Here is a 12115-nt window from a genome sequence, read left to right as displayed (position 1 = left end):
TCGCGGGAAACACCTGCGAAGACGCGGGTGCGGGCGGCCCGAAAAGAAGACAATCGGTGCATGACATTTCGGGCCGCCTCCCCCCGGACCGACGGCGCTCGGAACCGGGGCGTCTTCCCCCGGCTCCGGGCCGCCTTCTCCCGACCGCCCCGGTACGCCGCGCTGCTCGCCGGGGCCGTCCCGGTGCTGGCCTTCCCGGCGCCCGGACTGTCCGCGCTGGCCTGGGTCGCGCTGGTGCCCGGCTTCCTGCTGATGCAGCGGGCGCCGAGCGCCCGGGAGGCGGCCGTGCGGGGATGGTGGTTCGGCGCGGGGTTCATCCTCACCGGGATGTACTGGCTGATCCCCTCGGTCGGCCCGGGCCTGCTGGCCATCGCGCTGCTCTTCGGCGCTCTCCAGGCGGCCGTCGGCCTGGCCGTCCACCGGCTGCTGCACCCGCCGCTCACCACCCGACGGGCGCTGGCCGCCCTGGTGGTCGTGCCGGCCGTCTGGGTCACCACCGAGTACGCCCGCTCCTGGCACGCGCTCGGCGGGCCCTGGGCCCTGCTCGGCGCGACCCAGTGGCGGCACCCGGCCGTCCTGGCGCTGGCCTCGGTCGGCGGCGCCTGGCTGGTCAGCGCGGCCGTGGTGGCCGCCAACACGGCCGCGGTGATCCTGCTGACGGCCCGTCCGCTCTCGCTGAGAGCGCTCGCCGCCGGCGCCCTCGCGCTCACCGTGGCCGCCGGGCCGGTCCTGTTCGCGTTCCGCACCCAGCCCTCCCCGGGCCGGAGTGTCACCGTGGCGCTCGTCCAGCCCGGCATCGTCGAGGACCCGCAGGCCCGCTTCGACGCCAGCGCCCGGATCACCGCCTCGCTCACCGGGCAGCCGCTGGACCTGATCGTCTGGGGCGAGAGCAGCTCCACCGCCGACCTGGACCGCGACCGCCCGGCCCTGGACCGGCTCCGGCAGCTCTCCGCCGCCACCGGCGCCCAGCTGCTCGCCGGGGAGGACGCCCGCAAGGCCGACGGCCGGATTTCCAAGGACACCGTCCTGATCACCCCCGACGGCATCGCCGCCCGCTACCGCAAGATCCGCCTGGTGCCCTTCGGCGAGTACATCCCGCTGCGCCCGGTGCTCGGCTGGATCGCCGGGGTGAGCCGCGCGGCGGGCGAGAACCGGGCCCCCGGCACCGCCTTCCACCTGCTGCCGGCCGTCGACCGCGGCGGGCAGCCCCTGCCGCTGGGCGCGCTGATCTGCTTCGAATCGGCCTTCCCCGACATGTCCCGCACCGCCGCCGAGGACGGCGCCAGGCTGCTCGTGTACCAGTCGGCCACCTCCACCTTCCAGGGCACCTGGGCCCCCGAGCAGCACGCCTCGCTCGGCGCCCTGCGCGCCGCCGAGACCGGCCGCCCCGTCGTCCAGGCCTCGCTGACCGGCGTCTCCGTCGCGTACGACCGCCAGGGCCGCCGTCTCGCCCACCTGGGCACCGACGCCACCGGCGCGCTCACCGTCCAGCTCCCGCTGGCCGCCCCCGGCGCCCGCACCTGGTACGACCGCCTCGGCGACTGGGCCCCCGTCACCGCCGTCGCGACCACCCTCAGCGCCGCCCTCTACGCCTTCGGCCGGGGCTCCGGCTCCCGGCGCCCCGGCCGCACCGGCCGCACTTGCGTGCGAAATCCAGCTGCCGACCGCGAGGCCTCGCCCCTAACCTGACCGGCATGGCCATCCATCAGCCCACCTTCCGGCACGCCGACGGGGAGCGCATCCCCGGCACCTGGCGTCACATCTTCATCCGCAACGGCGGCTACCACCTCACCGACCTGATCATCTACGCCGACGGCCTGGTGGACTGCTGGGGCCTGGTCACCCTCGACGAGCTGGCCGAGAAGCTGCGCACCGGCTGGGTGGCCACCGAACTGCCGGACGGCGCCCGGGCCTCGGCCCACCATGTGGGCAGCTGGACCTTCGCCCAGGCCCAGTCCTGGATCTCCCCGGAGGAGCTGCTCGGCGAGGTCCGGGACGAGATCGACCGGCTCAACAACCGCCCGAACTCCACCCAGCGCTGCCTGGCCGCCGCCGACGCCTTCCTGGCCGATCAGACCGAGGAGCGCCGCGCCGAGCTGCGCCGGGCGTACCTGGACATCCCCGAGCACCTGAGGCGCTACGCGCTGGGCGACATGGACAGCAAGGACTGGCCGCTCAAGGTGCTGGTGGCCGGTCCCGGCGCCTGCCCGCCAGGGGCGGATCGGGTGGTCTCCGAGGAGCACTACGCCGGGGCGCTGGCCTACTTCGCCGAGCGCACGGCCGCGCGCGAGAAGCGCAAGGCCACGGCCCACCCGGACGAACCGCGTGGCACCGCGATCGACCTGCCGCACGTCCACCACCCGAACGGCTGGCCCGCCGAGCCGGGCCGGGTGGGGCTTCGCAACGACTACCCGGCCCCCGTCGTGGTCGACGGCGTGGAGTACCCGACGGTCAGCCACGCCTTCTGGGCGCTCTCCACCGAGGACGAGCAGCACCGCGCCGCGATCCGGGCGGCGAGCAACGGCTACAACGCCCGGAAGGCGGCCGAGCAGGCGCCCCGGCGGCCCGGCTGGGAGCCGGCCCGCACGGCGGTGATGGCCCGGCTGCTGCGCGCCAAGTACGCCCAGCACCCCGAGCTCGCCGCGATCCTGCTCGCCACCGGCGATGCCGCCCTGCGCTACTCCGACTCCGACTCGCCCCGCTTCTGGGGCCAGCACGGCGCCGAGGGCCGCAACTGGGCCGGCCGCCTGCTCGAGCTGGTCCGGGCCGAGCTGGCGGCCGAGGCCGCGGGGATCTAGGCGGGCCTTAGGCAGGCCGCACCTGGTGCACGCCGAACACGGCGCCCTGCGCGTCCCGCAGCACCGCCAGCCTCGGCCCGCCGTCCATCTTCGAGGGCGGCAGCACCACCTCGGCACCCAGCGCCACCGCCCGCTCCGCCGTCAGGTCCACGTCCTCCACGGCGAAGTACGGCATCCAGTAGGGCGGGACTCCGTCCGGGAACTGGTCCTTCATGTCCAGCATCCCGCCGAAGTCCCGCCCCTCCAGGCCCCACTGGGTGTAGGTCTCGCCCAGCGTGACGCTCCAGCCGAACACCCGGGTGTAGAACTCCTTCGCCCCGGCCGTGTCCCGGGTGGCCAGCTCCACCCAGCCGAGCGAGCCCGCTTCGTTCAGCACCCCGGCCCCGGCGAAGGCGCGCGCCTGCCAGACCGAGAACACCGCACCGGCCGGGTCGGCCAGCACCGAGAACCGTCCGAGGTCGAAGACCTCCATCGGCTCCATCGTCACGGCCCCGCCCCGGCTGCGGACGGCCTCGGCCACCGCGTCGGCGTCCGCCACCGCGAACGAGACCGTCCAGGCGGTCGGCTGCCCGGGCGCGTACAGCGGCGCCAGCCCGGCCACCGGGACCTCGCCCAGCAGGAGCGAGGTGTACCCGCCCGCCTCCGGCCGCGGGTCGGTCTCCACCTGCCAGCCGAACAGCTCGGCGTAGAACCGCTTCGCGGCCTCCGGATCACTCGTGCCGAGCTCCACCCAGCACGGCGCCCCGGTCTCCACCTGGGTCAACTTCATCTGTCCTCAGCTCCGATCTCCAGCACGACCTTGCCGCGCACGTGCCCCGTCTCCACGGCGGCGAGCGCCTGCCCGGCCTGCTCCAGCGGGTAAGTCGCGGTGATCCGCGGGTCCAGCTCACCGGCCGCCACCAGGGCGGCCAGCGCGTCGAGGGTGTCGGCGGTGTGGGTGCGGCGCACGAAGGTGCCGTCCAGCTCGACGGCGGTGACCGGGTCCACGGTCGACACCAGCCGGCCGGGCCGCCGCAGCGTCTCGGCCGCCGCCCGGGCGTCCTCCCCGCCGACCAGGTCGAGCACGCCGTCCACCCCCTGCGGCGCCGCCGCCCTGATCCGTCCGGCCACCCCCTCGCCGTGCCGTACCGGCGTCACGCCCAGCCCCTCGACGTACGCCCGGCCGGCCTCGCTCACCGTGCCCAGCACCACGAGGCCCGCCCGCCTGGCCAGCTGGGCGGCGACCGTGCCGACCCCGCCACCGACGCCGAGGATCAGCAGCGTCCCGCCCTCGCCGAGCGCGAGCTGCCCGAGCGCGTCGTAGGCCGCGCCGGCCGCCACCGGCAGCACCGCGGCCTGTACGTGGGAGACGTTCGGCGGCAGGCGGGCGCTCTGCGCGGCGGGCAGCAGCGTGTGCCGGGCGTACCCGCCGGTGAGCGTCGGACCGAAGACCGCGGCCCCCGCCTCGAAGCCTGCCACCCCCGGCCCGAGGCCCCGCACGACTCCGGCGACCTCGCTCCCGAAGACGTGCGGCAGCGGCAGCTCCCGCCCGAGCAGCCCGCGCCGGACCTTCCAGTCCACCGGGTTGACCCCGGCCGCCCGGACCTCGACCAGCAGCTCCCCGGGGCCGGGCACGGGTACGGGCCGGTCCAGGAACGCCTGGCCCTCCGGCCCGCCGAACGCCGTGAACGCGTACGCCTTCGACACAGCTCCCAGCTTGCGGGCGGCCGGCGGGCACGGCCGAACGGGCTGCGCCGAACGGGGCGCCGGTCACCTCCCCGCAACAAGGTTGTTCAAATTGGAACTACGGGGTACGGTCGACCCGCCCGAACTGGTTCGAATCTGAACCACAGCACCCACCCCGCCCGGAGGCCCGGCATGCCGACCACTCACCCCGCCCCGCTGCCCACGGCCTCCGTCCGCTCCCGGGTGCACGTCCCCCTCACCTTCCCCGACGACTACCGCACCGAGGCCGAGGTCTTCACCTTCCACGGCCTCGCCGACGGCCTCGAGCACCTCGCGCTGGCGCTCGGCACCCCCGACCCCGCCCGGCCCCCGCTGGTCCGCCTGCACTCCGAGTGCCTCACCGGCGACGTCTTCGGCTCGGCCCGCTGCGACTGCGGCCCCCAGCTGCGCGAGGCCGCCGAGCGCATCACCGAGGCCGGCGGCTACCTTCTCTATCTCCGCCAGGAGGGGCGCGGCATCGGCCTCTACAACAAGCTCGACGCCTACGCCCTCCAGGACTCCGGCCTCGACACCTACGCCGCCAACGCCGCCCTCGGCCTGCCCGAGGACGGCCGCGACTACACCGCCGCCGCCCAGATGCTCACCACCCTCGGCGCCACCACCCTGCGCCTGCTCAGCAACAACCCCGACAAGGCCGCCCAGCTCACCACCCACGGCCTCACCGTCACCACCCGCCTCCCCACCGCCCTCCACCTCTCCCCCGCCAACCGCCACTACCTCCGCACCAAGGCCACCGGCACCCCCACCACCACGGCCCACACCCTCCCCCTCACCGCCTAGTGCTGTGACCGCATGGGTTCACCGACGTCTTGGCCGCACAGCGTCGCGAACGCGCCCGCATCCGCATCCGCATCCGCAGCGAGAAAGGAACCCGCTGGGGCGGCCGTCTCCCGACGCGTGCCGCGTGATCAGTCACGTCTGCTGGGAACAGGACAGAACTCAATGGCGAGGCCGCCCGCCTCATGCTGGAGTGGGCGGATGGATCATGAAGAGGTGCTCGCCCTGTTCGACCGCCAGATGAGGCGCGATGCGCAGCCCGACAGTGCCGGAGCCCGCGTCGAGCGTGACGGCGACGTCGTGCGGCAGATCGGCGAGGATCACGACTGGAACGGCGTCCTCTGGTCGGACCTCGACGATGCCACAGCGGATGCGGCGATCTCGGCGCAAGTGCGCTACTTCGGCACGCTGGGGCGCGAGTTCGAGTGGAAGGCATACGCCCATGACCGGCCCGGCGATCTCGGGAGGCGGCTGCGGTCGGCCGGGTTCACAGCCGAGCCCGAGGAGGCGGTGATGGTGGCCCGGATCCAGGATCTGCCGACCGACCTCGCGCTGCCCGAGGGCGTCCGCCTGCTCCCGGTGACCGATCCCGCGGGAGTGGATCTCGTGGTGGACGTCCACGAGCAGGCCTTCGGCACCAGCGGCACCGGTCTGCGGCAGCGGCTGCTCGCCCAACTGACCCAGGACTCGGGAACGGTCAGCATGGTCGTCGCGATGGCCGGCGACCTGCCCGTCTGCTCGGCGCGGATGGAACTGAACCCGGGCACGGAGTTCGCGGGCCTCTGGGGCGGCGGCACTGTGGCCGCCTGGCGAGGCCGGGGTATCTACCGGGCCTTGGTCGCCCATCGCGCCCGGATCGCCGCCGGCCTCGGCTACCGCTACCTTCAGGTCGACGCGACCGACCAGAGCCGCCCCATCCTGCAACGACTCGGGTTCGCCGTCCTGAGCACAACGACTCCATACGTCTACCCGCCCCAGCGCAACGACCGCGAGGCGTAGCGCGGCAACGCGGCCACCGGGCGCAGCACAGGGGTGTCGGAGTCATTTTGCGGAAGCTGTCCTGGAAGCCGCTGCGGACAACCACTGCCACGGGAGCCGGCCGTGGACTGAAGCAGCGTCAGCTCCAGCAGCCCGTCGGGTGCTTCACGCGCCTGCGCCTCCCCCGGGCGCAGATTACCGGCCAGGGTCGTGCGGGCACGGACGACCCGTACGGCAGCGCCGAAATGGCCCGCACCCGACCATAAATGATCTTGCACCTAGGTGCCAAGAGACTTGGTGCCACCTCGACAGCCGTGACATCGCCCCACCTGGACGGCAGGATCTTTCTCAGCAGCGGAGAACGCCGGAGAAACCGGCCAAGCTCCGCGAACTACCAACGGACACACATGAGTTGAGAAACAGGGGAGAACAGTCGTGGATCACTCGATACACCTCGCGTGCGCTGCCACGGTCGTGGCGTTCACCGTCGGCCCGGGCGCCACCGCCGCGGCCGGCGCCGCAGACCACTCGACCGTCCAACGCACCGCCACCGCCTCGGGCTTCGACTGGGACACCCCTCACGCCGCACTGCCGCACAGCATCTGACCCGATGTGCATCCGGTCGCGGTGACCCTCAACCGTGCTGATCCGGCGTCATCGCACCTGACTGCCGAGACGGTCACCGATCCGACCTGGATCCACCACCGACGCGAAGACCGGCTGGACCACCTCCGCGCCCGCGTCGACCTCGACCACTGCCGCATCGCCGCCGCAATCATCGCGGCCAGTTCGGATGCGGCGACCGCGAGCCCGGGCCGCGTCTGCGAACGCGCCCTGCGGCACACGCCGACCCCGCGCGGCCGGCGCCTCGCCCTCACCTAAGACCTTCACGCAAGACCTCACGAACCACGCCCACGGCTCTGCTGCGTGCTGCCCGCGCGCCCCGAGTCCCTGGCCGGCCAGTCGGCCGGGTGGACCGGCGCCACGTGCCTGCCGCCGCGGGCATCTCCTCCAACTCCCTTTCCCTGAAAGAAGGTTGCTTCGCCATGCGCTTCCTCGCCAAGATCGCTTCCGTCGCCGCCCTTGCCGTCCCGATGCTCGTCGCGGTTCCCGTGACCGCTCAGGCCTCCACCCCGTCCGGCTGCTCCAGCGTCACGCAGATCGGCAGCACCGCTCTCCTCACCGTCAACGGGGAGACGATGGCCTCGGTGAAGCAGTACAAGGGCTGCGGCAAGAACTACGCCTACCTGTACGTCTGGCAGGGCTACCGCAACGCCCACAGCAGCTGGGATGCGTGCGCGGCCATCGTCACCGGCGGCGGCCACGACGTCCAGGACCCCATGTGCGGCCACAACGACGTGGAGATCTGGTCCCAGGGCGCCGCCACCCTCACGCAGTGCACCCAGGCCCTGGGCTTCAACGGGACCGGCCCCATCCCCTACCCCGGCGACGTCGCCGTCAAGACCGACGTCCGCTGCTGACCTCTCGGCTCATAACTCCCAGCGCTCACCCGGCTTTTCTCCACCGAACCAGAAGGAACCACCCATGGCGTCCGCCAGCAAGACCCGCACCACCGCAACCCGACTGCTCGCGGCCGTCGCCGTCCTGAGCGGCCTGGTGCTGAGCACCGCACAGGCCCACGCGGCGACCCCGTCCTCCGCCGAGGTATCGGCGGCCACCGCCACCGTGCTGCCCGTGGTGGACATGGAGGCCACCGTCCTGGCCGCCCAGATCGATCCCCGACGCGCCGACAGCACGCAGACCCCTGGGGCCCACGACTCCGTCCTGGCCGTCGAGCAGGCCCTGCAGGCCCGTGGCTTCCTCGACGCCAAGTGGGTGGACGGCTACTTCGGCACCAGCACCACCACCGCCTACGCCGCCTACCAGCGCTCCCTCGGCTTCAGCGGCCTGGACGCCAACGGACTGCCCGGCGTCACCTCCCTCACCGCACTCGGGCAGGGCCGGTTCACCCTCACCCACCAGATCGGGCCCGGCGCGAAGCTGCAGCGCGACGGATACACCGTCGACACCCGCACCCAGAACATGCTCGCCGAGGCCCAGCGCCTCCTGGGCTTCAACCTCACGCTCTCCCAGGGCTCCTACAACCCCGGCGGCGATCCCACCTCCGCGGGCACCCACGACGGTGGCGGCGTCGTGGACATCAGCGTCGACGGCATGTCCAGCACCACCCGCACCGCCGTCGCCAAGGCACTGCGCCAGGTCGGTTTCGCCGCCTGGGTCCGCAACCCCACCCAGGGCGACTGGCCTTGGCACATCCACGCCGCGGCGATCAACGACACCGACCTGTCCACCCAGGCCCAGAACCAGACCGGCGACTACTACCTCGGCTTCAACGGCCTGGCCAACCACGGCGCCGACGACGGCCCCCGCATCCCGATCCAGACCTGGGAGCAGTACCAGCGCACCCACTGACGGCACACGCACGGCACCACCCTGGCACGACCCAAGAACCCATCGATGACACGTCACGAAAAGAGACCAGCCATGAAGAAGATACGCACCTCGCTCACCGTCGCCGGCACCGCACTGGCTCTGGCCGTCCCCCTCCTCGGCGCCACCTCCGCCCCGGCCTTCGCCGCCGGCCGCGACGGAGTCTGCGACTCCGGCGAGTTCTGCCTCTACTACAACAGCGACCAGGCCGGCTCGGTCTCGGACTTCACCGGCTCCATCAGCGACTACGGCGCCACCCAGCCGTCCTGCTACGAGTTCAAGGGCGCCGGCAACGGCCAGGGTGTCTGCGTCAAGAACAACGCCGCGTCGGTGTGGAACCGCACCGGGCAGACCGTCCGCGTCTACTTCAACAGCAACTTCGGCGGCGCCAGCCAGGACTTCGCCCCCGGCGCCAAGGCCAACCTCAACACCACCCTGAAGAACAACGAGGCCTCCCACCAGTTCCTCAGCGGCGGTGGCGGCAGCACCGGCAACCAGAGCCCCACCGACGACTTCGACCACGGCACCCGCGGCTTCGCCGCCGACAACTGCACCGCCTTCGCGGCGTACCGCATCGCCAGCCGGCTCGGCGTCCCGAACTTCACCAACTCCTGGGGCGGCGTCACCTGGGGCAACGCCGAGCACTGGGACAACGCCGCCAGCAGCGTCGGCGTCACCGTCGACACCACCCCGACCGTCGGTGCCATCGCCGTCAACGACACCCACGGGGCCTACGGCCACGTCGCCTACGTCAACGCGGTCTACTCCGACGGCTCCTTCGACGTCGAGGAGTACAACTGGAACAACTACCACGCCTACGGCACCCGTAGCCACCTCCGCGTCAGCAGCGCGGAGAACTCCTTCCAGCACATGCTCCACTTCTGAGCAACCACCGGCAGGACACCGGCACACCTGAGCAACTGGCGGCAGAACAGCCGGGGTGATCCGGTGGGAGTGCGGGCCACGGCGGTGTGACGATGTCCGCCGAAGCCGCAGCGGTACGCATCGAAGCCCTGTCGGGCGAAGGCGACTTGGAAAAGTCGCCGGCCCGACGGGGCTTCGCCGTGTCGTGGGACGGTTCGAAGCCTCAGGAGTGAACCGCCGGTCAGCGATGGACCGTCAGATTCCGGCACTGCCAGCTGATCCGGCGCTGGTTGGGCGCGGGAGCGAGGTGGCCCCAGTGGCCGGCGGCGATTGAGAGACTGACGATCAGGTAGGCCCGCCAGTCGGGGCCGACGCCCGCGCCGTCGGAGTGCACCTGCTCGCCGTCCACGTACCAGACCACCGCATCCGCCCCGAAGCGGCAGCCGATCCGGAACCACCGGCCGGGCGTGACCAGGCCGTCGGCGTACGCGGACTCGCCCGCCCTTACGTGGTTGGTGAGTTCGAGCATCTGCGGGTGGTCGTCGTGGTACTCGAAGACGTCCACCTCGCCGTGGCCCGGCTGGGGGTGGCCGGGGGTGACGTCCCGGCCCCAGGTCCAGATCGCGGGCCAGGCGCCCTGCTCCTGGAGCACCTGGCAGTCGGCCTCCAGCAGATCGCCCGGGAGCAGTTCGAAGCCGCCCGCCGTGCCCTCGGTGGTCACCAGCGGGGTCTTCCAGCGCCCCCGGCCCAGGACGCGCGGCAGCCGGACGGCGGCGAAGGTGTCGCCGTCCGGGCCGTAGCCGCGCACGATGCGGTCGAGTTTGTTGTCGCCGGTGTTCTGCCCACTGGGCGGGTAGGCACTGCTCACCCCTGCCGCCCACTGGGTCGAGTCGGAGAACGGGGCGTCGAAGACCAGATCAGCCATACCTCCGGAGTGCCCGGTTCGTGCACGGAATACTCTCGAACTGACGATCAGTCGGGCACTCGAGGTGGCCGTTCCGGCGCATGGCCCGAGATCCGCAGCGGCCCGCCGCACCACCGCAGGGGACGCGGTGGTGCGGCGGGCCGGTGTGCCGTGCGGGCCGTCGGGTCAGTGCTGCCAGACCCGGACGTAGTCGACCTGCATGTCGGCGCCCGCGACGATGTGGCTGGTGTCGAAGGAGGCGACGGCGTTGTTGAGGATCAGGTAATGCGGCGACGCGGCGATGCCGGAAGTGATCTTCCCGACCTCCTTGCCGTCGTAGTAGTACGTCACCGAGCCCGGCTCCCAGTCGGCGCCGTAGGTGTGCCAGCCGCTGAAGTCGCCGACGGCGCAGTCGCCGGGGCCGCCCGAGGGCGAGTGGTAGTGGTAGCAGGCCTTGCCGTTCAGGCCCTCCATGACGTCGTTCTCACCGTCGGCGGGCCAGTTCTGGCCGTCGGTCCAGAAGGCCGGCCAGTTGGCGACCGCGCCGCCCGAGGCGGGCAGGTAGATCCGGGCCTCGAAGGCGCCGTAGGTGAACTGCGCCTTGCCGTTGCTGTTCACCATGCCCGACTTGTACGGGTAGGTGGTGCCGTTCACCGTGGTCGGCTGCTGCGCGACGGCCAGGTGGAGGCTGCCGCCGCTCTCGGTCGCCTGGGAGGGCGCGTACGCGGTCTCCTCGTAGCTGTTCGCCGGCCCCGTGGTGCAGGTCGGGCAGCCGAACCAGTTGGCGGTCCACTTGGACTGGTCCACCGAGCTGCCGTTGAACTCGTCGGCGAAGACCGACCGCCAGGCACCGGGGATCCCGACCGGGCCACCGCTCGGCGCCGGGGTCGGCGTGGGAGTGGGGGTCGGCGTGGGAGTGGGGGTGGGGGTCGGAGTGGGGGTGGGGGTCGGAGTGGGGGTCGGCGTCGGCGTGGGAGCCGGGGTCGGCGTGGGCGCGGTGCCGGCCGTGAAGCTCCTGGTCGGCGTCAGGCTGTGCCAGGTGCTGTTGGTCTCGTACGCCACGAAGTAGGTGTAGCTGCCCGCCGGGAAGGTACGGGCCGGCGGGGCGAAGGTGCGGCCCTGGGCGGTCAGGGTGGTCGGCCCGGTGCCCTGGAAGTCGTAGTTGGCGCCGGTGGCCGAGCGGACGGCGACGGTGAGCGCCTGTACCTTGAGCCGCTGGGCGGAGTGCAGCTTGGCGGTCGCGGTGACGGAGCCACCGGCGGTGGCCGGGCTCACGGTGAGCGAGTCGACGGTGACCGGGGCGCTGGCCTTGGCCGGGGCCGCCCAGGCGGCGGTGCCGACGCCGGCGGCGGCGAGGGCCAGGGCGAGGGCGGCGGCGCGACGGCGGCCGTGACTGCGGTTACGGCGGTGCTTTGCTGTGGTGGGCATGCGGCGGGGTAGGCCCTTTCGTGTCCGTGGTCCCCCCGGCGGCAGGCGCGGACCCACCCCGCTCCGCTGGCCGGGAGCCGTGGACCCACACCGATGGAGCCTGCGCGAACGACCCGCCGCAGGCAAGCCCCCTCGGTCACCGACCGGCCCGATCTCGCCATGGACACGCCCAAAGAGCCAGGTCGGAGGG

Annotated in this window: 13 protein-coding genes; 9 read left to right on the top strand and 4 right to left on the bottom strand. The window is 72.7% G+C overall.

All coding sequences use genetic code 11. The features are described from left to right. Positions 1-60: 60 nt before the first annotated feature. Positions 61-1689, top strand: a complete 1629-nt coding sequence (gene lnt, locus ABT095_RS00210) for an apolipoprotein N-acyltransferase (RefSeq protein ID WP_350526950.1) — start codon at positions 61-63, stop codon at positions 1687-1689. A gap of 5 nt (positions 1690-1694) precedes the next feature. Next, on the top strand, positions 1695-2798 hold the full coding sequence (locus ABT095_RS00205) for an NADAR family protein (protein WP_350526949.1): 1104 nt from the start codon (positions 1695-1697) through the stop codon (positions 2796-2798). 7 nt (positions 2799-2805) lie between these two features. Here the strand turns inward: ABT095_RS00205 and ABT095_RS00200 are convergent, their stop codons facing one another. After that, positions 2806-3567 (bottom strand): VOC family protein, encoded by a 762-nt coding sequence (locus tag ABT095_RS00200; protein WP_350526948.1) that lies wholly within the window; start codon positions 3565-3567, stop codon positions 2806-2808. Beyond that, complete coding sequence (locus ABT095_RS00195) at positions 3564-4484, bottom strand: NADP-dependent oxidoreductase (RefSeq protein ID WP_350526947.1); 921 nt, start codon at positions 4482-4484, stop codon at positions 3564-3566. The genes ABT095_RS00200 and ABT095_RS00195 overlap by 4 nt, the downstream gene beginning before the upstream one ends. A gap of 171 nt (positions 4485-4655) precedes the next feature. Here ABT095_RS00195 and ABT095_RS00190 point away from each other — a divergent pair, with 171 nt between their 5' ends. The 7 genes from ABT095_RS00190 (at position 4656) to ABT095_RS00160 (ending at position 9614) form a co-directional block, all read left to right on the top strand. Then, complete coding sequence (locus ABT095_RS00190) at positions 4656-5303, top strand: GTP cyclohydrolase II (RefSeq protein WP_350526946.1); 648 nt, start codon at positions 4656-4658, stop codon at positions 5301-5303. A gap of 198 nt (positions 5304-5501) precedes the next feature. Further along, a complete protein-coding gene (locus ABT095_RS00185; RefSeq protein WP_350526945.1) occupies positions 5502-6299 on the top strand; it encodes a GNAT family N-acetyltransferase in 798 nt (265 codons plus the stop codon). A gap of 414 nt (positions 6300-6713) precedes the next feature. Beyond that, positions 6714-6884, top strand: coding sequence for a hypothetical protein (locus ABT095_RS00180; RefSeq protein ID WP_350526944.1), 171 nt, complete (start codon positions 6714-6716; stop codon positions 6882-6884). Positions 6885-6890: 6 nt separating this feature from the next. Next, positions 6891-7160, top strand: coding sequence for a hypothetical protein (locus ABT095_RS00175; RefSeq protein WP_350526943.1), 270 nt, complete (start codon positions 6891-6893; stop codon positions 7158-7160). A 164-nt stretch (positions 7161-7324) separates the two neighbouring features. Further along, the gene (locus tag ABT095_RS00170) at positions 7325-7759 is read left to right on the top strand and encodes a hypothetical protein (RefSeq protein ID WP_350526942.1); all 435 of its coding nucleotides are present in this window, start codon (positions 7325-7327) and stop codon (positions 7757-7759) included. A gap of 64 nt (positions 7760-7823) precedes the next feature. Beyond that, a complete protein-coding gene (locus ABT095_RS00165) occupies positions 7824-8711 on the top strand; it encodes a peptidoglycan-binding domain-containing protein (protein ID WP_350526941.1) in 888 nt (295 codons plus the stop codon). 72 nt (positions 8712-8783) lie between these two features. After that, entirely contained in the window at positions 8784-9614 is an 831-nt protein-coding gene (locus ABT095_RS00160; protein ID WP_350526940.1) for a CHAP domain-containing protein, read from the top strand. A gap of 220 nt (positions 9615-9834) precedes the next feature. Here ABT095_RS00160 and ABT095_RS00155 read toward each other — a convergent pair whose 3' ends face one another. Both ABT095_RS00155 and ABT095_RS00150 read right to left on the bottom strand, forming a co-directional pair. Continuing rightward, positions 9835-10518, bottom strand: coding sequence for a beta-glucanase (locus ABT095_RS00155; RefSeq protein WP_350526939.1), 684 nt, complete (start codon positions 10516-10518; stop codon positions 9835-9837). A 165-nt stretch (positions 10519-10683) separates the two neighbouring features. Beyond that, positions 10684-11925: a glycoside hydrolase family 16 protein gene (locus ABT095_RS00150; protein ID WP_350526938.1), complete on the bottom strand. Its 1242-nt coding sequence runs from the start codon at positions 11923-11925 to the stop codon at positions 10684-10686. Positions 11926-12115: the final 190 nt, after the last annotated feature.

The organism is Kitasatospora sp. NPDC002227, assembly GCF_040296285.1.
GTDB lineage: Bacteria > Actinomycetota > Actinomycetes > Streptomycetales > Streptomycetaceae > Kitasatospora.
This window is presented reverse-complemented; position numbering and strand designations above follow the sequence as displayed.